Raw genomic sequence first — 20,833 nt, forward strand, 5'->3', positions numbered from 1 at the left:
GCTGGATGATAAATAAGAAGTAATACTTAATAGCTAATCCACTGAGGAGTCAGTAGTGAAGAATCAGGAAAAATTTCATAAAAAGGCAAATTCACAAATAAAAAAAGCCGGATTCTTCATTTTAAGTTTTAATTTTTTAATTCTAAATAGTTTTCGTATTTTGCCAGTAACGGCGGCGACTGAAGAACCTGTATTGAGCGTAGTACATAGCCAAGAAAATGCGAATCAATGGACAGGGATAACTGATCGCTTACAGGCAATAGGAATAAAATATTGTGTAATTCCTCTAACTGATGTCAAGAGTGGGAGAGATTGGGGCGATCGCCGGGTATTATTTTTGCCAAACGTCGAGACATTAACGCCAACCCAAGCGATCGCTCTAGAAGAATGGATGAGTAAGGGAGGGCGCTTGATTGCCAGCGGCCCTGTAGGTAGTCTGTCATCCCCAGGAGTGCGCCAGTTATTGCGATCGCTCTTGGGAGGTTATTGGGGATTTAGCCTCAGTGATACAGAACAGATTAAACCCACAAAAACCAAGATCCCAGAATGGGCAAATCAAACTGAACTCTTTGGCAAAGTGCGCGGCGGCGTTGTGATTCCTAATGATATGGGCACTCAATCTCCTGCTGTGTGGAATTCAAAAGATAATCCTGCCGCAGTAGTCACAACTGAGCGTTCCACCTTTTTGGGCTGGCGTTGGGGAACAGATACAGCTTCAGCAGCTGGGTTAGATAATGCCTGGTTAAAAGCTGCTATCAATCACTATTTGACAGCACCAGCACCATCGAATCGCATGAAAAAAATAGCAGGAGGTTCGCCAAACTGTTCTACAAAGGTGGCGGCTGCGCCAAGGCAGCAGGGGGGCAGTTCATCTTTCTCATCTCCTCCTCTTAAAACTGCCACTGCTCCCATACCAAGAGCACTTCCTACAGTCAAACCCCCAATTTCCCAAGAGGCTATTGACCAGTTGGAACAAGCAGTGCGTTTAGATGTTGCACCCAACTCCAATGAGCCGATTGACAACAACCAAGCGATTGCTCTCCAGCAAGAGCTAGAAAATCTGATTGGTCGCGTGGAAAGCGCTCATCTAGCGGTGTCAGCAGATGCGGCTAACGAAGGCGTTGGGATATCTGAGGAAAAGCAGTCCTCTAGGCATCTGGACACCTACACCTCCCAATCTGTCAAGGAGCAGCCAATGCAATTGGCCTCAACTAAATTGGGGGGGCTAGCCATCAGTAAAGACCAAGCCTTGGCACAGGTAAGGGTAATTTCCAGAAACTTACCCCAATTGATTGCACAAAAAAATTACGCTCTGGCTCGTCAGCAGTGGTTAGTAGCGAAGACGATTTTGTGGCAGCAGTTTCCTGTTGATCAGAGACTGGCTCAACCAGAAATCCGGTCAGTTTGGTTAGATCGAGGGACGATTGTTCGTGCTGGTAGCAAGGCGGGGCTAGCCCAGATTTTTGATCGCCTAGCCCAAGCTGGGATTAATACTGTCTTCTTTGAAACTGTTAATGCTGGCTATACCATTTATCCGAGCCAAGTAGCAAAAGAGCAAAACCCATTAATTCGTGGGTGGGACGCACTGGAAGATGCAGTGAAATTAGCCCATGAGCGCGACATGGAATTACACGCTTGGGTTTGGACTTTTGCTGCTGGTAACCAACGCCACAATCAGATTATCAACGTTAATCCTGATTATCCAGGGCCAGTACTGGCGGCTCATCCCGATTGGGCAAACTACGATAACCTTGGCAATATGATTCCCGTTGGTCAGAGCAAGCCATTCTTTGACCCAGCCAACCCCGAAGTGCGGCAGTACTTACTCAAGCTATACGAAGAAATCGTTACTCGCTATGACGTGGATGGTCTACAGCTAGACTACATTCGCTACCCCTTTCAAGATCCATCAGCAGGCCGAATCTACGGCTATGGCAAAGCTGCAAGAGCACAGTTTCAGCAACTTACTGGTGTAGATCCGATAAATATTTCTCCCAGTCAACCAGAACTGTGGCAAAAGTGGACGACATTTCGCACCGAGCAAGTTGATAGCTTTGTCGCCCAAGTATCACAGCAGTTGCGACAAAAACGACCGAATTTGATTTTGTCGGTTGCAGTATTTCCTTTACCGGAACTAGAGCGAATTCAGAAAATTCAACAAAACTGGGAAACTTGGGCAAGGCGGGGGGATGTAGATTTAATTGTTCCCATGACTTATGCTCTGGATACTTCCCGCTTCCAACGTCTAGCCCAACCTTGGATCGCCTCTAAACAATTGGGAGCTACATTGTTAGTGCCGGGAATTCGCTTACTTTCTTTGCCAACTGTTGGAACATTCGATCAACTCCAGTTGGTAAGAGACTTGCCCGTTAGTGGTTATGCTCTCTTTGCCGCAGAGAATTTTAACAACGAGCTACAAAAACTCTTTATTAGCACCCAAGGTAGGGTTCAATCCACAACATCCACTAAAAGTGAACCTATTCCTCACCGCCAGCCTTTTCAAACTGCCGCTATCCGTTACACCGCGCTGCAACGGGAATGGAAATTTGTTTTCCAAAATGACCAACTACAAAGACCTGCTCAGAAAATATCAGATTTTAACAACCAGGCAGAAGTTTTACGCAGTGCTTTAAATCAGCTTGCTGCTTCTCCTTCTCCTAGTAAGTTACTAGTGGCAAAAGCCTCTCTAACTCGGTTCCAGTCTCAATTTCGGGTATTGATGAGCCAAGAGCTTAAGTCAAATTCCTATCAAGTCAAAGTTTGGGAAAATCGGCTTGTAACTATAGAAAGGCTATTACGTTACGGCGAACGGCGGGTGCAGTTACGTCCTTAGTGAAGAAGCAAGGAGTAGAGGAGTAGAGGAGCAGAGAGGCATAGGAGTAGAAGAAAAATAAAAATTCCTCATGCCCTCAACTAGCTGGATATAAGCTAGTTTGTAATTCTTAACACAGTTTGTGCTGTATTTACATGCCAAATATTACTACTTGTTTGGCGTCAAAATATTAGAAAATACTTAAGTAAGGAGTTTTAGATAACTATATTTTTAATAATAGCTATCGGAAAAATCCATGCAAGCCTTACCTCAACTTCTAAGGTTATAAAGCCTAGGGTAAACAATTGACTGTTAGCCGCGGATGGTTGTGCCGAAAACACTACTATTAGATGCGATCACACTGATGGCAGCACGGTTTAAAAGTGTCTTGTTTTCTTTATGTTTACAGGTATTAGAGTACTTCACCAAGCATTATATGGTAAGGCTTCTAGCTTCATTCACTGACTTGAAAACAGCCAATATTTATGAAGTTATGCATATCTTGCTCATGACATATTCAATGTATAAGTTTTAAACACAGCCTCAATGCTATCACTGGTACACTAGCAGTTAGATTTACTGCCATTTCGTAGATAACCAAGATCAAATTTTTGGTTTTGTCAACTCTGAAAGTATTTGTCAAGCAATAGCACAAAAAACACATAAAACTAGAGGGAACGCTAGTTTTATTGCCTTTGAAGTAGCACATCAGATTCTCTTTAACAGACAATTACCCAAGTACAAATGGTTACTAGCACGCGCTATAGTACTGACAGACACGACAAACTGGCTTGCCTCATTGGAGTTTCTGTGAATAGTACTTCCCCTGTACAAGCAGAAGTATCATTGCGTGAGAGTGAAAGACGATTTCGCGCCATCTTCAACGGCACCTTCCAGTTTACCGGGTTGCTGATAACAGAGGGGATCGTGCTAAAAGTTAACCAAACAGCACTCGGTTTTGGGGAACTACAGCCACAAAATGTAGTTGAGCATCCATGTTGGGAAATATGGTGGACGCTACTTGTCAGCCAACAACATCTGCAATATTTACTTTCCCCCAACCCAGCAGTAATTTACAGCTGTAAAAGTTACAGAAATTTTGGTAATACATTTATTAGCGAAAATATTGTGGCTATCACGAGCTATCAAGCGCGGAAAATCCTCGAAGGACTTGGCTTCTGGGCTAGCCATCTCCATCCCGTATTGAAATCCTTTTATCGCGTCAGGAATGTTGGCAATATACTAGGGATTAGATTAAGAATGGCAATTTTAAAGAAGTGTACATATATCCAAACGTAAAATATTTTTCCAAATTAATTTGGGAGTTAATCCAAAATTTGTTGTGATGTTGACGTTAAATAATACAATATAAATTGAGGTAAATTATGCCCAAAATTTTAATAATAGAAGATGAAGAAGCAGTCCGTGAAAACATTTTAGATTTGCTAGAAGCTGAGGATTTTGAAACTATTGCTGCGCCTAATGGCAGAATCGGGTTACATTTAGCTATTTCCGAAGTTCCCGATTTAATTCTCTGTGATATGATGATGCCAGAAATTGATGGCTATGGCGTGATAACAGCATTAAGGCAAGATCCATCGACGGCAACAATTCCTTTCATTTTTCTCACTGCCAAATCTGCCAAATCTGACTTCCGCCAAGGTATGGATATGGGTGCCGATGACTATATAACTAAGCCATTTACTCGGGCTGAGTTATTAAGTGCCATCATGAACAGGTTGGAAAAATACGCTACTTTAAAAAGGTATTTATCCCCTCAAACGGTAATTAACAACTTGTCTCCCAAAAAACAGTTGTTAGAAATTAGCCTACACCGTGCTATCAAACAACATAATTTCCAAGAGTTTGAAATTTATTATCAACCAATAGTCGATATTTCTTCTGGAAAAATAGTAGCTGCTGAAAGTTTATTGCGCTGGCAAAGTCCAGAAGTGGGAATGGTTTACCCAACAGAATTTATTCCGTTAGCAGAGTCTACAGGCTTAATTGTTCCTATTGGTAAATGGGTCTTGAAGAGTGTATGCAAACAAATTAAAAGCTGGCGTAATGCTGGAATTAAATCTTTGATTGTTGCTGTCAATCTGTCAGTAATTGAATTTAATCAACCAGATTTTATTCATAAAATAGTCAATTTTATAGCTACCAATGATTTGGAACCACATTACTTAGAAATAGAACTCACTGAGAGTATGATTATGCAAGATGTAAATAGTGCGATCGCTACTATGAACAAATTGCAATCTTTGGGTGTAAAAATTGCGATTGATGATTTTGGAACGGGCTACTCTTCTTTAATTTATCTAAAAAATTTACCAATTAACACATTAAAAATAGACCGTTATTTCATCCACAATGTTGCTACTGATCCGCAGAAGTCAGCCATTACCAAGGCATTAATTCAAATGGCTCAAAATCTGAATTTAGATGTAGTTGCTGAAGGTGTAGAGACAGAAGCAGAACTGTCTTTTTTGCGCCAACACAACTGTAATTCTATGCAAGGCTTTCTATTCAGTCATCCATTGCCAGCAGCAGAATTTGAAAAATTTTTATTTACTAACAAATGCTTATATGTGTAAATATTGTTAAGGAGGCAGAAGGCAGGAGGAATCCCCATAAATAAATTTAAGGGATTTAATAAGGACACCGTATTTTTTGCGCTACGCGTCTCAAAATACATTTTTTACCTTTGTTCATAAATAAATTTACTTGCTCTGTAACCCTCTTAGCAGAGGGAAGAATTATTTTCTATAACCTCCTGCCTCCAGCAAGAACTGCCCTCTGCCTTTCTTCGGTCATTAGTCTTTAGTCGCCGGTACCTTGGTAGGTTGACTAACCAATAAAAATCAAACTTTAGACTGGCGACAATTATTAATTCTTAAGTCTAGAGTAGAAAAATTGTGTATAGTGTCTACCACCATGAAAGTTCTCGCGCGTTTCTTGCTGCCAGTTTTTTTACTGACCTTGGCAGCAGCCTGTAACCAGACTCGCGCTTCTTCAGATAATCCCATACCACAAACATCTGTACCTTCTGCTCAACTAACACAGAATCCTACACAACCAAAAAATATTGTCCGAACTGAAGCACTTTCACCCACACCTATCCGAATCAATCTGAAGAATTTACCAGCACCCTTCGCAACAGAAAGCGCTTCCAAACGACCTGAGGTTGTGCCCATCCCGCAAAATCCGTTGCTGCGTGTACCACCAGGCTTTACAGTTAACGTCTTTGCCGAAGATTTAGATGCTCCGCGCTGGCTAGCTTTAACCCCCAGTGGTGATGTACTAGTGACTGAAACCGGGCGAAATCGGATTCGTCTGTTGCGTGACAGCAACGGCGACGGCGTAGCTGATGTTCGAGAAACCTTTGCTACTGGGGACAACGGACTCAATAGACCCTTTGGTATGGCTTTTGCAGGTAATTCCTTTTTTCTAGGAAACACAGATGCTGTGGTACGTTTTCCCTATAGCCAAGGTCAAAAACAGATTACAGGTAAAGGGAAAAAAATCGCCGACTTGCCTGCTCAAGGTTATAACAATCATTGGACGCGTAATGTCGTTGTCTCGCCCAATGGTAATAAATTATATGTTTCAGTTGGTTCAGGAACCAATGTGGATGAAGAACCTTTACCACGCGCTTCGATACAGGTGATGAATTTAGATGGCTCCCAGCAGCAAACTTTTGCTTCCGGCTTGCGTAACCCTGTTGGTTTAGACTTTCATCCTGTAACTAAGGAACTTTATACAACTGTCAACGAACGCGATGGAATTGGTGATGAGTTGGTTCCAGACTATCTGACACGCGTTAAACAGGGGGCATTTTACGGTTGGCCTTATGCTTACCTGACACCAAACAACCTAGATCCGCGGCAAAAGACGGATGGCAAAAGTAAACGCCCCGACTTAGTAACCCGTACCCAAACGCCAGATGTGCTGTTCCAGGCGCATTCAGCAGCATTGGGTTTGCAATTTTATGATGGTAAAACGTTTCCAGAAAAATACCGGAATGGTGCTTTTGCTGCTTTTCGTGGTTCTTGGAATCGCGATCGCGGCACTGGTTATAAAATTGTATTTGTTCCCTTCGATGCTAAGGGGCGATCGCAAGGCTATTACGAAGACTTTCTCACAGGATTTTTGCTAAATCCCTCTGTACCAACCACCTGGGGACGACCTGTAGGTTTACTCGTGTTACCAGATGGTAGTTTACTACTAACAGAAGAAGCCAATAATCGGATTTATCGGATTCAGTATACGGGGGAGTGAATAATTCATAATTCAGAAATTCAGGGATGGAATCCACTACCAGGGGTCAAGTTAGAGCACTTGTCATCAATAGAGATATTGCTACCATTTCCATCCTCAGGTTTATGGTGTTTACGCTAGATTACTTAAAAATACTGATAATCATCTGGTTGAGAAATTAGTTATGGCTCAGAATGAAAATAATACTCAGTCGAATATCAACGAATTGCCTCCACATTCAGGTACACGATATTGGGGTGAAGTGGAAGTGATCGAAGAGGGAGAAACCTATAGAATTAGTCGTGTTGAAATCAAGCCCAGGCATGGTATTAAACCGCAAATCCATTATCATCGTAATGAACATTGGGTTGTAGTCTCAGGTGTAGCAAAGGTGACATGTGGTGATGCGGAAATATTACTGAATCGAAACGAATCAACTTATGTCCCCGCAGCAACACTACATAAGGTAGAAAATCCAGGACATATTCCGCTAGTTATTCTGGAAATTCAAAATGGTGAATATTTGGGCGAAGATGATACTGAGCGTCCTTATGACTTAAATTTGGTGAAACCTGTAACTGAGGGTCAGTAAAGGCTAGAGGGGACAAGGAGAATAACTATTCCCAATGTCCAAATCAAAACCACCCTTCTTGTTCCAGGGTTTCAATCAGCTGTAAACCACGGGGATCACCTACTCCTAACAGTGAGGCTTTAGCATCTTCCCGGACTCCTAAATCTTGGTCTTCAGCAAAGGCTTGAATTAGGGCATCGATCGCTGTGGCATAAACTACATTAGAAGGCAATTCGCGGCACAGCTGACCAATTGCCCAAGCACTGTTGCTCCGCACTGCTGCCACTGGATCTTTGACTAAGGCTTCAATTAATGGCGGTATTGCCCCGATAACTGCTTCATAACCCACCTCTGCCATCTGTGCCAAGGCGCTAGCAGCCCACAAACGCACTGCGGAAATGTCAGTTCTTAGGGCATCTGCTAGGGGCGGTAAAGAACGGCGATCGCGACAGTTTCCTAAAGCCCAAACAACGCCTTTACGCACATAGCCATTCCAATCACTGTTTAGTTGAGCAATTAATGGACTTACTGCCTCTGAACTAGGATTGCGTCCGAGGCCATATGCTGCACTCACCCGGACTAAGGGACAGGTATCACTTAACAGGCGAATCAGATGGGGGACAGCACGCGCATCTTCTATATCACAAAAAGCACGCGCTGCTAACATGCGTTGCTGGGGCTGGGGATTTTCCAGGAGGGCTAGCATCACTTCTGGATCTGGCTTTGCCACAACTGATTCGGCAGTTAGTGGCTCTATTTTATCTAGGGGGCTTTCTAGCTCCTCCTCAATATCGAGTAGGCTTAGATCGTCTTCGTCATACATAATTTCATTTCAATCCCTTTTCGGGATTAACACATAATCCCCCGCGCCAATAAGTTAAAGCTTTATAAGTATTAGTTGCGTAATTATACACTTTCCTTTCCCCTCGTTGAGTTTTATCCAAACGAGAATCGCAATAACTCAGACGCTAAAGTATGTTACTGCTATCTTAATAGTTTATTTTTCTGCACTCAGGAATTTTACCATCCACAGGGATTGGGTTTGATAACCCAACTGATTGTAAAGATTTAATGCGGGTTTGTTTGATTGAAAAACTTGTAGTCCAATCTGGCGATCGCCTCTTTGAATAGCCCAATTTTCTACATATTGCATCAAGGCTGTACCAATACCACGCCGCCGATGTTCTGGCAAAACGTAGAGGATAAAGATGTGGGCATGACGGTTACCATGCACTTGATCTATGGCATTGCCCACCCAAAGGCAGGCGATGGGGGAATGAGGAGATGAGGAAGACAAGGGGGATAAGGTAAAATTTTCTCCCTGATCCCCCTTACCCAAAAAATCGACCCACCACAAGGGTGTATCGCTGGAAAAGTATTGTTTAACTGTTTGTTCTAGGTGAGAAAAATCCTCATTGGGAAAAAGATCCTCGTAAGTTCGCTGCATGAACTTAAGCAGCAGCGCCCGATCCAATGTGGAACCACGGCGAATAATATACCCCGGTAGTAGTTGCTCAGACACTTCTAACGTTTATTAACTTAGCTAGCTGAGTTTTGTGCTGCTGGTGGCAAATTAGCAGGAGTGGGTTGAGAACTTACCCCCACCTCTTCTATTGGTGCGGGTGCTGCCATATCAGAGGGTAAAAATATGCGGGCGCTGACTGCCACTAGGGCAAAGACAAATACCAAAACTACAAGCAAGGGGGCGATATACTGACGAAAAATAGCCATATTTTAATTGCAGGGAGAGCTAGGAAATTTTATGAGAGCCTAGCTGAAGATTTGTGAAGTATTCTTGATTTATTTTAGCGATTTTCTGCACACGGAAATTGAAAATTGGGAATTGGGAATGGGGCATTGGGTATTGGGCATGGTTTATTCCCCTTGTCCCCTCATCTTTCCACTCCCCCTGCTTAAGGGCTATTGGCGATCGCGCTCCAAGTCATCGAGCACTCTCTCACAATACCAATTCTCCGGCATCCCAGGATAAGTCTCCTTTGCCTGTTCAATTAACCGTTCAGCAGCAGCAGTGTCACCGGATAACTTAGCGATTAGCCTGTTTTTGAGATAGCTATCAGATACACCATCATCTACTTGGTTTGATATCCCTTGATTTATAGTTGATGGGCGGGACTGATCTCTTCGCAACTGCCAAAATAAAACGTAATAAAGTGTACCAAAAATTAAAATTAGGCTGAGTGTTCCGAAAAAAGTTAGGAGGTTAAATGCTAGAAATCCCAAAACTAACTGTGAGAGAACATAGCCAAGTAATAAACCGGTGAGTAAGAGGATGAATGTGCCGACAGCAATAACTACTTGATTCCCCATATATCCTCTTCTTCGTCCTCAAGTCCTGGTCTGGATACTGCCACTGGCTGAGGGTTCCAGGGGGCAAATACTGGTAATAGGAGTAGTCCTGGGACAGCGGCGGCGATGGTAATTAAGAAAAATATAGGCCAACCCGTAATTTGGGCGATCGCGCCTCCAGGGGCCGCTAGAATATCGCGGCTGACAGCCATCAAGCTGGATAACAAAGCATATTGAGTTGCGGAAAACCGCTGGTTACAAAGACTCATCAAAAAGGCAACAAAGGCTGCTGTCCCCAATCCACCACAAAATTGTTCTATATTGATGGCAAGTACCATAGCTTGGTAGTTTTTACCGATGTATGCTAGGAAAAAGTAAGCTAAATTACTTACTGCTTGTAGAATACCAAAAACCCAAAGTGATCGATTGATGCCAATAGCACTCAAAATTGATCCACCGGCTAAAGCGCCGACAATCGTAGCAATTAATCCCATCCCTACTTGAATTGCCCCAATATCGGTTTTGGTAAAACCCGTTTGCAGCAAAAAAGGCGTGGTCATATTGCTCAACAAAGCATCACCTAGCTTATATAAGGTAATGAATGCAAGCATTAGAATACCTTGGATGATGCTCTGACGCTGAAAAAATTCCTTAAAAGGCAAGATTACAGCATCACTTAGAGAAGCTGGAGGGCTAATTTCCTTGGGTTCCGGTGCGAGCAAGGTGGCAAGAATACCAATTACCATCGTCCCTGCCATAAACAAGTAAACCGATGACCAAGGTAGATTGTCAGCAAGTATCAAGGCTAAAGCACCTGCGACTAACAAGGCAATTCGATAACCTAAGATAAAAACGGCTGCACCAGCCCCCATTTCTAGTTTTTCTAAAACGTCGGTGCGGTAAGCATCAACGGCGATATCTTGAGTCGCACTGATAAAAGCAATAACTATAGCATTGATGGCTAGCAACTGTAATGCTTGTTTAGGTTGTTGAAAACCCATGACTGCGATCGCTATGATCAAAGCAATCTGAGTCAAAATTAACCAACCCCTTCGTCGTCCCAAAATTGGTAGGGTGAACCTGTCCAGCAACGGCGACCACAGAAACTTCAATGAATAAGGTAAACTAGCGAGGCTAAACCAACCAATAGCGGCTAAATCTACCTTCTCTACGGTCATCCAAGCCTTTAAGGTATTACCGATTAACAATAACGGTAAACCCGATGAAAAACCTAAAAATAATAAAGCCGCCATCTTGCGACTACCGAAAACTTCTAGTAGGGATTTAATTTTCCTCATATTTTCAACTTTTTGCCTCTTTTGAGGAAATATCAATAAAATACGGCGAGGAAATGCAAAAGTATATCATGTAATTAGTACCTATAAGGGTTTGGATTATCCGAGTGGCAGCAGTTCCAAAGTAATCCCTATCAAGGATCGAAACTTACCATAGCTGCTGTGTGATTTTCCGCAAACATGACAAACTACCAAGATTTACTTGGGTTAAATACAAATTCAGGATAACCTTATAGCGTCAGCGTTTTCTTAACTTTCTTGAATTGTATAAACTTGATGCCCCCTGATTTCTACTCTGTGTGCGGCGAGGCATTTTTCCCAACCTTCACGCGTACCGATGGCGCTTTTGTCCTTGAGCAATCCTAATTCTTGTTCTTGTTGAGTGAGTTTAGCAAATTCTTCGTAACCAGGGTAGTTGCTGGCAACAAATGTTTCTTTACGGTGCAAAATCGGCGGATTTGCCCTAGTTTCGTAGTCTCGGTGAGTGACGAATAGGGTTTTTAAATCAATACCTATGCTGGCTTTTAACGCCGGGTGGGGATCTGTGTCGAATTCGGGGTAAGACAGATAAGATATTTGCGGCTTATCAGTGTGATATTTGATTAATGTGGCTTCATCGACACGCCCAATGGTACGGCTAGCGCAACCTTCACAGATTCGTAGCACGGGATCAAGTGCTGCAAGTGCCGAAACATGGACGTAAAGGGCACCGCGCGTGTGTTTACCAATTTTGCTTTTTTCGCAAGCAGTTTGAATCACCCCAGATTTACCTAAGCTGAAAAGCTTTTGGTCGGCTACTTGACAAGCTTCCTCGTAGCTACTAAAAAAGGCTTTGATATCGTGGCGCATTTCTGGCGCTAGCTTTTGCCATGCAGGGCGTTTATCAAAGTGAGTCAGGGCGAGATAAACTTGGATATCCAGAGAACGACGGTAAGCGATCGCATCCCATTCAGCCTCATCAGTAGCTTGCAAAACTACACCAAAGGCGCGGCGAAAGTTACCAAATTCGCTCAGTAATTCCTGTTCATTTTCCAATTCGCCTTTCACGGGTAGTCTACCGCGCTTGGTAAAAAAAGCCATTAATGGTCGCAGCTGTTCTTGATAGTCTTCAAACCGCTTGGTGGGGATACGGACTCGCGGTGTAGAAGTCGCAGAAAAGAAGCGGATAGCTTTGTAACTTTCTTTTTCAGCTTCATCTCGAAAAACAAAGTAAACACCTAGTGCGATCGGTACTGCATCTACATTTAGGACTTCATCAATATAAGTTTTGAGTTCTTCTTGTTCGTAATATTTCTGAAAAGTATTGCGGCGCGTCACAATGCCATCATTGTAAGCAAGTTGGGTTTTACTGGGAGCGTTAATCAGGATTTGAGCTGCGACAATTAAAACTTTCCCGGTGAGTTCCCAAGCTTGGATTAGGCTTTGACGGCGTTCCTCTGAGTCTTCAATGACGTTGAGGACATAACCCAAGTTGACCACATCGGCGGGAGTGCGTGGTACATCTGGATAGTAGTAAGGGTCCCAGCCTGCACTGGTGTAGCCTAAGTTTTTTACTCGCTGGACATCACCACCATAGCCGCAACCGTAGTCAAAAAAAGTGGTGTCTGGATTCAGAATTGCCGATTCTATTGCCAATCGCACGGGGCGAGATATGTCAGTGCGAGCGATCGCAGCTTTATGACGCTCGATTTCTAGCGCTTCAGGCATAATATTAGGTGTCAGTTAACAGTCAACAGTTAACAATCAACTAATATCCTTTCAATTTTTAACAGCCAGTTCAATTAAATCTTCAATTTTCTTGATATTTGGATCGCCTGCTAAGTAGCCAATACCACGATGCAAATGTAAGCGGAATTGGGTAGCGAGGGTTTCTTTGTCGGTGGCATAGCCGTCATTATGACAGCGTTGCTTGAGGGCGAGGAGGAGAATATCGGACATTTCGCCGCCAAAGACGCGCCAACTCATTTCGACATTGCTATCTTGGGGAATTGGGACGGGGGAGGGTGCGGTTGCTTCTGCGAGGGAACGACAAAACGCCCAACGACATAGGATATTCCATTGGTCGATTTTGGTGCTGCGCTTAAGTTTGGTAAGTTGGTCTTTAGCTGTTTGGGAAAGTTTAATTCTTTCGATTGGGGATTCCATAATAATTCGTAATTCGTAATGACGCTCGAATACTCGCTAACGCTACGCTAACGTAATTCGTAATTTATTTAGATTGAGATTCTAGTTTTCCTTTTAGATGGGGAAACATAGATATTATGATTTAAAAGACAAATATGGTAACTAATAGTAGCATTACTGACCGGACAAGAAGTTTTGCGGTAAGAATTGTTAAAGCTTGTTGCTTTTTAGATGAGAAACCTGGAGTTTATCGAATTCTCTCTAAACAATTACTTCGTTCCGGTACTTCTATTGGTGCAAATGTTCGAGAAGCACAGTCTGCCCAATCTAATAAAGATTTTATCAATAAATTAGAAATTGCTTTGAAAGAAGCCAGAGAAACACAATACTGGTTGGAAATATTAATTGAATCCGAACTAGTGGATAGACACAAATTTCAACTACTTCTCCAAGAGGCAAATGAAATTGGCAAAATTCTAGTTGCTTCCACCAAACGACTTAAAGGTAAATAATTACGAATTACGTTAGCGTAGCGTTAGCGAGTATTCGAGCGTCATTACGAATTACCAAAAGTAGCCTGGTTGTATAGTAGTTTGGCGGGTAGTGGAGTCGTATTTGAGGAGGTATTCGCGCGCGATCGCTTCGTTTTCTCGCAGTGTTTCTACTTCTTTTTTACCAATCTCAGTATCCGTAGATAACAAAATAACTTGGTGGCTGGCGGATGGAAAGTAACGTTCAACTAAATTACTGCGGTGAGAGGAGTCTAGTCTACCTAATGGCGTATCGATGGCTACTGGTAGGCGGTGTCCAGAGACTTTGGCTAAACCCCAGAGGAATGCGATCGCAAGTAGTTGTTTTTCGCCAGCAGAGAGGCGATGTTTAGGGACAGGTTTACCATTTAAATCGTAAAGCGAAAGGCTAAAAGTTTTGGTATCAATGGTGATACGACGCACTAAATCTGATTTATGCAGGAGATAAAGGAAGCAATTTTTAACTTCTTCCTCTAATTTATTGAGTTTTCGCAAGGTTAATTTTTCACGAAAAATTTTGAGTGTATCTTGAACTTTTGCTACCGATGAAATAATATGTTTATTATTAGTATGTTTAATATTTTCTACTGTATATTCACTTAATTGTTTTTTTGATTTGGCAATAATAGTTTCTAATTCAGCTAGACGACGGCGGATTGTTTCATAATTTGCTTTAGCTTCAGCGACTTGGTTTTGTGCAGCTTCTAGTGACTTACGCAGCTTTGTATAATCTTCTGGTGCTGCTGCTGTTTGCACTTGTCTTTCCAAAGTGTGAATTTCTTCTTCTTTATTTTTGAGAATAGTTAATTTCTCTTTCGCAGAAAGTTTAGAATTTTGCAAGTGATATATGACATTATCTAGTTGACTTAAAGTTTCATCATCAGCTAATAACCAAGGTGCTTCTATCTGGATAGTCTTTGTATATAAACTATCTACATCTTGGATTAAAAATGATTGGATTTTTTCAACTTGTATCGGCGAAATCTCTACTTGATTTAGCCAAGTGAGTAAGCGCTGATCTCGTTCAAGTAGCAAATCTTTAGAAATTTGTACCTGTTGATGGCGAAATTCTTTTTCTCCCTGTGCTTGCGCCTGAGTAAGCAGATTGGGAATTAATGCTAGAGGTAAAACATCAGCTGCTAATTCAGACATCGACTGACGTACTTGTTCAATTTCCGCAGTTTTTGTATCCTGTTGTAATTCTAGTTGATTGCGTTCTGCTGCAATCTTCCCACCTTCAGAAATAAATTTATCAAAGGCTTCTTGCTGCTTTTGTTCTAACTCTTCTACCTGATTTTTGAGAGTTTCTAATTTATCTCCTGTTGTTTGATAATCTTCTTGCTGTTGGGTTAACCTAGTTTCAATTTCCTCTAGGTTTGCTAAATCTTTACTATTACCAACTTCTTTAACTTTACGGTTAACTAAGATATCTAAATCAACTGCTAAACGATCTGCTAACTCTAAGCCTAAAAGTCCACGAATTGCATCTACTACAACTGGTGGTGGTGTTTCCTGTTCTGCAAGTTCTTTAACCTGTTCACCATCAAAGAGAAATAAGTTAGAAATACCTAATGGCAAAAGATTTTCAATATATTCATCCCATATATTAACTAAAGCATCAGGCCATGTATCACTGTCACCTAAAATACCTAACGTATCTTTACCGTCTTTAGGATTTTTTGTCCAACTACGGACAACACGGTATTTTATTGGTTTATCATTTTCGATATGTTCAAAAAGTAATTCAACACGGGTGTCTGCAACTGGATCAATTTTGTTGTTAACACATTGATTGAGAAAATCGCTATAACTTAAATTACCACGGGTAGAACATTGGGCACGGTGGCCATAAAGGGCGAGACGAATGGCATCCATGAACGTAGTTTTTCCACCGCCATTCATCCCACCTAAGAGGATAATTGGACGCGAGTTTTCTTCATCAGTTTTTGGGTTAAGATTGATTACCTGTTTCCCACTGTAGGGGCCGAAGTTTTGTAATACGAGTTCAAGAAATATCATAATTATTTGAATATTTAAGTACTAGAATACACTTTGCATTTTTGCGTATTCTGGCGAAACTATTAATGGTGTTTACCTTTAAATTTTATATTTGCCCAATTTTGAGGTTTTACATCAGGTTCTGTAGGAGATATGGTTGATATTTGGTCATTTGGGCTTATATTAACTTCATCTGGTATAGTTATAATTTCCTCTCTAACCTCGTCTTTTATATCAACATCTCCCAAAGTTAACTGCTTAAACTTTTCCTTAAATTTTATAATGTCACCATCAGTAATTGCTTCTCTTAAATCGCGTTTTAAATGAGCATGATTAATTGCATCTTTTTGGGAGCGCGAACTCGTATCAAAACATTTCTCTAGAGTGTTGTATATTCCTGTGCGACGAGCTTTTTTGCGATATTGGTATTCTGTGTCTAATAGCTTTGCCATGAGTTCCAAGTGCATAACATCGCCTTCACAGATTTCTTCTAGTACTGCCCATTCATCAAGACCTAAGAGGCTATAGTCAGCACCAGGACGGGGATCTTGAAATTCTTCGCCAGTCACTTCTTGATAAATCCGGGGTAAACTATCATCAAATTCGTGTCTTTCTTCTAGCCAAATGCGGCGAATTTCGCTCATTTCTTCTAGAGTAATTAGGGTGATATCGCGCATATTTTCTGGCGCTGTTTGACGAATTTGTTTTTCAACGGTAAGTAACTTTCTTAGCCAATCCTCCCGCGCTTCTTTAATAAACGGGCCAGGAATGTGTTCAATAGATATCCCATCTTCTAAGTTACGTTCATAAAGTTGGACACCACCATTTCTACGTCGGAAATCTCTTTTATCACGGGTTTCTTCAGCATCCAATTCTTTACGGAAATCAAGTAAAGGTTGCATCCACTCTTTCTCTTCGTCATTTTGAATCATCGCCGCCAGCGATTTATCTTGACTAACCAGCGTACAAACCCAGCAACCAAAACGCGAGCTACCACAACTAGGAGTAGATGTATCGACAACTAAAGGACATTCATTATCAGCAGAAGCACCTCGATACATGCTGAATAAATCTTTATTGCTGTACCCCCAAGGATTTTCCCATTGCATGAGATAAATCCAGACTTCATCATTTTGCCAGTCTTCAATAGGGCTATAAACTAAAGAGTTTGGCAAGTTCATATTAGGACTAAGGCGATCGCGGACTCGCTGGGCTTCAAATTTTTTCATTCGGCTAGCACGTTTTGTGCTTTCAGCTTTGCGAGTCCCCAAGACAACGATCGCTTCTCCACTCGCTCGGATCACATCACGAATAAAGCGGTTAGAGGGATTAATTTTTAGGCGTTCTGTACACCAACGAAATTTCCCTCTGGGTGCTGGATAACCTTTACCAATCAAACCGACCCAAAATGTTTCTTTAAAATCTGGTTGTAGCAAATGCGGTTCAAATGGTAATCCTTGCACTTGAGCTTCAGATTTCATCTGTTTTAAAGAATTGCGTACCCAAGCAGCAACGATAGGATTTTCTACCAGTGTGTCTGTAGTGATAACGTATATTGTTTTAGTTCGCTTTTCAGGTGGAAGTGCTGCGATCGCATTCCAAACTAATTGCAGTACACATGAACTATCTTTACCACCTGAGTAACCGACAACCCAAGGTATTTCATCTAAACAGTACAACTCTTGAATTTCAGTGGTGAGAGCTTGGATATCTTCCACTAAATCTGCTACAGTACGCGTCTCCTGACCTTTATTCTCTGGTTGTTGTGCTGTAGCCATTTCTCTCCTCCTACCTAAACAAGTATTTTTTTATATAAACGACCAACTAAACGCCCTTCAGACCAAAATTTACTGGCACACAAACAAAGCCCGCGTAGGCGGACTTTTTTGAAATTTTACCTGTATTATATATAACCGCAATAACTGCAAGCTTCAGTTATTCGTTGTTTGAGGATCAGCTTTTTAGAATAGCATTTTTTAAGAATTTTTAAAAAATAAATATTCTTACCTAATACTCTAGACAATGTAAACTGCTTTATATTCTATAGTTTTTAAAAATTAACAACATGAAAGACTTTGACTCAACTGCTGACATCGCTAGAGAATATCTGGAACGGGAAAACAAGGAAAAACAGGTACTATCTTTACTCCTGGAGAAGTTTTTAGGGAGAAAAGATCAGATTCTCGTGCAAAAAACCGAAATGGGCGGTACTGAGGCTTATGTTAGCTCTGTTACACTGGAATGGTTTGCAGGTCGGGTTCACTTCGCCTCTGGCTTACCTTTGTTTCAGAAAAAGTACAATCCTGAGACTGATAATGTCGAGATTGACGCGGATAGTATTGATGAAATTCAGCAACGTCCCCTTGATTGGTCACGTCAAGCGCCACTAGTGCAGTATTTGGCGGCTCGACACAACCATAAGTTTCCGCCAGTGTTGGTAGTAATTAATCAACCGTGGGTGGATAATCCCAAAGCTGCTGAGTGGGATAGTGGAGGACACGCCACAAAGTCTACTACTGATTTCATCCCCCTAGATAAAGACGGTAAGGTAGGCCTGCTAAATATTTCTGAAGATGATGTGACTATTTATGCACTAGATGGTCAACACCGATTAATGGGTGTACAGGGGTTGATGGAGTTAATTAAAACTCGTAAACTCCAGCGCTATAAAAAAGATAAAGGTGCTGATGACAGTTTTATTACAGTCAATGATTTGATAGAAAAGTACCAAGTAGACCTTGCTTATTTGCAAAATTTACCCAAGGAAAAAATTGGTATTGAGTTCATCTGTGCGGTAGCGGCTGGGGAAACTCGCACCGAGGCGAGGCGGAGGGTGAGATCGATTTTTGTTCATGTCAACCTGATGGCTGCACCCTTGACTAAAGGTCAGCTAACGCAGTTGAATGAAGATGATGGTTTTGCGATCGTTGCTAGAAGAATTGCAGTTACACATCCACTATTAGAACAACGACAAGAGCGCAATCCCCGTGTTAATTGGAATAGTGCAACAGTGGCTTCCAATTCTACAGTTTTGACTACTTTGCAAGCTCTGCAAGATATGTCTGAGCGCTATTTGGCTCAAAAGTTCCCTCACTGGAAACCCTTGGAGAAAGGTTTAATTCCCATGCGTCCAGAGGATGAAGAAATTGAGCAGGGAATTGAGGAATTTAAAAAGCTATTTGATTCTTTGGCTAGTCTTTCTAGTTATAAAATTTTAGAACACGAGGATACACCAGCTTTACGGCGTTTCAGCTTTGAGAAAGATGGAGGTGAAGGAAATATGCTTTTCCGTCCAGTTGCTCAAGTTGCATTAGCGCAAGCTTTAGGAATTTTGGTTTTTAAAAAAGGTTTTTCCCTCGTAGATATTTTTAATAAACTGCGGAAGTTTGACCAGCAAGGTGGTTTTAGTGGTATGGAATATCCCCAATCTCTTTGGTATGGGGTTTTATATGACCCAAATAAAAAGCGGGTACAGGTTGCTGGACGAGATTTAGCCGCGAAATTATTGGTTTATATCTTGGGTGGAATTCAGGAACAGATGGAACGTGCTGAACTTCGTAAAGCTTTGGCAGATGCTAGAACTGTGGAAGATAAAACTATAAGTTTTGATGGTGAGTTTGTTGAACCCAAAGCGGTAGGACTTCCACCTGTTTTATAATTGACACAGTTTTCAAGACTTTTTATTGTGGTTATTACGGTAGCTTAAGTATAATAAGAGCATATAGTGTAATCTGCCACTTTACAGGTATCTGTATGACTCAAACAAACCAAGATAATAACAATAATGTTTCCCCAGAGATTAAAGCTAATTTTATTACCTTAGTTGCGCCGCTTTTTTCGGAAAACCATATAGAGTCATGCTATCCAGGGCTGATTTTTCATCAGGGAAAGCGGAAAATGCTGCAAATTAATGTACCCGCCAAAGATTTGCCCGCTCTTCTTCAAGCTAAACCTTCTACTAAAAATGATCCTGATTCGGGTAAGAACCGTCCAGAGGTAAAAGGTCATGCTAAAGAAATAAAAGACTATGTTGTTGAACGCGCTCAAGTCGGCAAACCCTGGGTTTTAGGAACAATTACAGCTAATGTTGATGAACAACATATAAAAATACATGAATTAGGTAGGGGAATTTGTATAGTCGTTATTCCTAACGGAATTAAACTAGATATTACAGATGGACAGCACCGTAAAACGGCTATTCACGAATTAATTTTTAGTAATGAAAGCCACTTAATTGGTCGTGATCAGTTTGCTATTACATTGATTTTAGAGGGAGACAAGCGTCAGTGCCAAACTGACTTCCGAGATATGGCTCAAACAAAACAACTAGATAACTCATTGTTGTTATCATTTGGTGAGTATGAAGGTAGGGTTGGCATTACTAAAAATTTGATAGAACAAGTAGGAATGTTTAATGAAAAAACAAATAAAATTGGTAAAAATGCTAGTCAAAAACTAATTTACACAACTAATTTTATAGCCCGTTTTGTCAGTTGTGTATTTGCTGATAATACAAAAGATGAACTTAAAGGGTATGATGTTGAACAACTGTCAGAAGCTTTAGCAGAGTGTTTGAATAAGTTTTTCTCAGAATGTAAAGACACAAAAGATATTTCTGAAACACCTATTGACAAGCTTACTCCTCATCAATCAGGTGCTTTTAGGGAATCTTCTGTGCTAGGGGTAAGTGCTGGACTCGAAGTATTAGGGCGATTGCTATACTCCATTTATAACAAGGATAATAATTATTTTGATGAACAAAAAATTTCACAGCTAGCACAGCTAGACTGGTCACGAAAGAACAGTCTTTGGGAAACTAATCTAGTGAGGAAATCAGCTAGTGGTGACTACGAAATTTTAAATAAACCAACTCCCATAGCAGATGCAGTCAAGACAGTAAAAATCAGGCTAGGGTGGATGTAAATCATTACTTACA

17 protein-coding genes are annotated in these 20,833 nt (G+C 41.4%); 8 read left to right on the forward strand and 9 right to left on the reverse strand.

Annotation, left to right across the window (positions count from 1 at the left end; genetic code table 11):
* Window positions 1–55: 55 nt before the first annotated feature.
* From ACEYW6_RS21565 to ACEYW6_RS21585, 5 genes are all read left to right on the forward strand, one after another.
* Window positions 56–2,833, forward strand: a complete 2,778-nt coding sequence (locus ACEYW6_RS21565) for a family 10 glycosylhydrolase (protein ID WP_412981353.1) — start codon at window positions 56–58, stop codon at window positions 2,831–2,833.
* A 789-nt stretch (window positions 2,834–3,622) separates the two neighbouring features.
* Window positions 3,623–4,111 (forward strand): hypothetical protein, encoded by a 489-nt coding sequence (locus tag ACEYW6_RS21570; RefSeq protein WP_412981354.1) that lies wholly within the window; start codon window positions 3,623–3,625, stop codon window positions 4,109–4,111.
* Window positions 4,112–4,197: 86 nt separating this feature from the next.
* Complete coding sequence (locus ACEYW6_RS21575; protein ID WP_412981355.1) at window positions 4,198–5,409, forward strand: EAL domain-containing protein; 1,212 nt, start codon at window positions 4,198–4,200, stop codon at window positions 5,407–5,409.
* Between the two features lie 340 nt (window positions 5,410–5,749).
* Window positions 5,750–7,093, forward strand: a complete 1,344-nt coding sequence (locus ACEYW6_RS21580) for a PQQ-dependent sugar dehydrogenase (protein ID WP_412981356.1) — start codon at window positions 5,750–5,752, stop codon at window positions 7,091–7,093.
* Window positions 7,094–7,256: 163 nt separating this feature from the next.
* Window positions 7,257–7,664: a phosphomannose isomerase type II C-terminal cupin domain gene (locus tag ACEYW6_RS21585; RefSeq protein ID WP_190896458.1), complete on the forward strand. Its 408-nt coding sequence runs from the start codon at window positions 7,257–7,259 to the stop codon at window positions 7,662–7,664.
* A 43-nt stretch (window positions 7,665–7,707) separates the two neighbouring features.
* On the opposite strand, the gene ACEYW6_RS21590 is transcribed toward ACEYW6_RS21585, so the two are convergent.
* The 7 genes from ACEYW6_RS21590 to dndE form a co-directional block, all read right to left on the reverse strand.
* Window positions 7,708–8,466 carry a HEAT repeat domain-containing protein gene (locus ACEYW6_RS21590; RefSeq protein WP_190896456.1) on the reverse strand — a complete coding sequence of 253 codons (759 nt, stop codon included), beginning with the start codon at window positions 8,464–8,466 and terminating at the stop codon, window positions 7,708–7,710.
* Between the two features lie 174 nt (window positions 8,467–8,640).
* Window positions 8,641–9,165: a GNAT family N-acetyltransferase gene (locus tag ACEYW6_RS21595; RefSeq protein WP_412981357.1), complete on the reverse strand. Its 525-nt coding sequence runs from the start codon at window positions 9,163–9,165 to the stop codon at window positions 8,641–8,643.
* Between the two features lie 17 nt (window positions 9,166–9,182).
* Window positions 9,183–9,374, reverse strand: a complete 192-nt coding sequence (locus tag ACEYW6_RS21600) for a hypothetical protein (RefSeq protein ID WP_190896454.1) — start codon at window positions 9,372–9,374, stop codon at window positions 9,183–9,185.
* 189 nt (window positions 9,375–9,563) lie between these two features.
* A complete protein-coding gene (locus tag ACEYW6_RS21605) occupies window positions 9,564–9,971 on the reverse strand; it encodes an ABC transporter permease (protein ID WP_412981358.1) in 408 nt (135 codons plus the stop codon).
* The gene (locus ACEYW6_RS21610) at window positions 9,956–11,248 is read right to left on the reverse strand and encodes an AmpG family muropeptide MFS transporter (RefSeq protein WP_412981359.1); all 1,293 of its coding nucleotides are present in this window, start codon (window positions 11,246–11,248) and stop codon (window positions 9,956–9,958) included. The genes ACEYW6_RS21605 and ACEYW6_RS21610 overlap by 16 nt, the downstream gene beginning before the upstream one ends.
* A 246-nt stretch (window positions 11,249–11,494) precedes the next feature.
* Window positions 11,495–12,952 (reverse strand): DNA phosphorothioation-associated putative methyltransferase, encoded by a 1,458-nt coding sequence (locus tag ACEYW6_RS21615; RefSeq protein WP_412981360.1) that lies wholly within the window; start codon window positions 12,950–12,952, stop codon window positions 11,495–11,497.
* Window positions 12,953–13,003: 51 nt separating this feature from the next.
* Window positions 13,004–13,390, reverse strand: a complete 387-nt coding sequence (gene dndE / locus ACEYW6_RS21620) for a DNA sulfur modification protein DndE (protein ID WP_190728434.1) — start codon at window positions 13,388–13,390, stop codon at window positions 13,004–13,006.
* A 134-nt stretch (window positions 13,391–13,524) separates the two neighbouring features.
* Here dndE and ACEYW6_RS21625 point away from each other — a divergent pair, with 134 nt between their 5' ends.
* Window positions 13,525–13,881, forward strand: coding sequence for a four helix bundle protein (locus ACEYW6_RS21625; protein WP_412981361.1), 357 nt, complete (start codon window positions 13,525–13,527; stop codon window positions 13,879–13,881).
* Between the two features lie 51 nt (window positions 13,882–13,932).
* Here ACEYW6_RS21625 and dndD read toward each other — a convergent pair whose 3' ends face one another.
* Complete coding sequence (dndD, locus tag ACEYW6_RS21630; RefSeq protein ID WP_412981362.1) at window positions 13,933–15,918, reverse strand: DNA sulfur modification protein DndD; 1,986 nt, start codon at window positions 15,916–15,918, stop codon at window positions 13,933–13,935.
* Window positions 15,919–15,980: 62 nt separating this feature from the next.
* The gene (dndC, locus tag ACEYW6_RS21635) at window positions 15,981–17,675 is read right to left on the reverse strand and encodes a DNA phosphorothioation system sulfurtransferase DndC (RefSeq protein WP_412981363.1); all 1,695 of its coding nucleotides are present in this window, start codon (window positions 17,673–17,675) and stop codon (window positions 15,981–15,983) included.
* 287 nt (window positions 17,676–17,962) lie between these two features.
* Here dndC and ACEYW6_RS21640 point away from each other — a divergent pair, with 287 nt between their 5' ends.
* Together ACEYW6_RS21640 and ACEYW6_RS21645 are read left to right on the forward strand one after the other, a co-directional pair.
* On the forward strand, window positions 17,963–19,555 hold the full coding sequence (locus tag ACEYW6_RS21640; RefSeq protein ID WP_412981364.1) for a DGQHR domain-containing protein: 1,593 nt from the start codon (window positions 17,963–17,965) through the stop codon (window positions 19,553–19,555).
* A 95-nt stretch (window positions 19,556–19,650) separates the two neighbouring features.
* On the forward strand, window positions 19,651–20,820 hold the full coding sequence (locus tag ACEYW6_RS21645; protein WP_412981365.1) for a DNA sulfur modification protein DndB: 1,170 nt from the start codon (window positions 19,651–19,653) through the stop codon (window positions 20,818–20,820).
* Window positions 20,821–20,833: the final 13 nt, after the last annotated feature.

The sequence above is a fragment of the Nostoc sp. UIC 10607 genome, assembly GCF_047228265.1.
GTDB classification, from domain to species: domain Bacteria; phylum Cyanobacteriota; class Cyanobacteriia; order Cyanobacteriales; family Nostocaceae; genus Nostoc; species Nostoc foliaceum_A.

Bases quoted from the DNA above. Each gene is read 5' to 3' on its own strand.
- dndC (WP_412981363.1), bottom strand. From the start codon at position 17,675: ATGGCTACAGCACAACAACCAGAGAATAAAGGTCAGGAGACGCGTACT.
- ACEYW6_RS21610 (WP_412981359.1), bottom strand. From the start codon at position 11,248: ATGAGGAAAATTAAATCCCTACTAGAAGTTTTCGGTAGTCGCAAGATG.
- ACEYW6_RS21645 (WP_412981365.1), top strand. From the start codon at position 19,651: ATGACTCAAACAAACCAAGATAATAACAATAATGTTTCCCCAGAGATT.
- ACEYW6_RS21600 (WP_190896454.1), bottom strand. From the start codon at position 9,374: ATGGCTATTTTTCGTCAGTATATCGCCCCCTTGCTTGTAGTTTTGGTA.
- ACEYW6_RS21615 (WP_412981360.1), bottom strand. From the start codon at position 12,952: ATGCCTGAAGCGCTAGAAATCGAGCGTCATAAAGCTGCGATCGCTCGC.
- ACEYW6_RS21580 (WP_412981356.1), top strand. From the start codon at position 5,750: ATGAAAGTTCTCGCGCGTTTCTTGCTGCCAGTTTTTTTACTGACCTTG.
- ACEYW6_RS21640 (WP_412981364.1), top strand. From the start codon at position 17,963: ATGAAAGACTTTGACTCAACTGCTGACATCGCTAGAGAATATCTGGAA.
- ACEYW6_RS21625 (WP_412981361.1), top strand. From the start codon at position 13,525: ATGGTAACTAATAGTAGCATTACTGACCGGACAAGAAGTTTTGCGGTA.
- dndE (WP_190728434.1), bottom strand. From the start codon at position 13,390: ATGGAATCCCCAATCGAAAGAATTAAACTTTCCCAAACAGCTAAAGAC.
- ACEYW6_RS21605 (WP_412981358.1), bottom strand. From the start codon at position 9,971: ATGGGGAATCAAGTAGTTATTGCTGTCGGCACATTCATCCTCTTACTC.
- dndD (WP_412981362.1), bottom strand. From the start codon at position 15,918: ATGATATTTCTTGAACTCGTATTACAAAACTTCGGCCCCTACAGTGGG.
- ACEYW6_RS21585 (WP_190896458.1), top strand. From the start codon at position 7,257: ATGGCTCAGAATGAAAATAATACTCAGTCGAATATCAACGAATTGCCT.
- ACEYW6_RS21575 (WP_412981355.1), top strand. From the start codon at position 4,198: ATGCCCAAAATTTTAATAATAGAAGATGAAGAAGCAGTCCGTGAAAAC.
- ACEYW6_RS21590 (WP_190896456.1), bottom strand. From the start codon at position 8,466: ATGTATGACGAAGACGATCTAAGCCTACTCGATATTGAGGAGGAGCTA.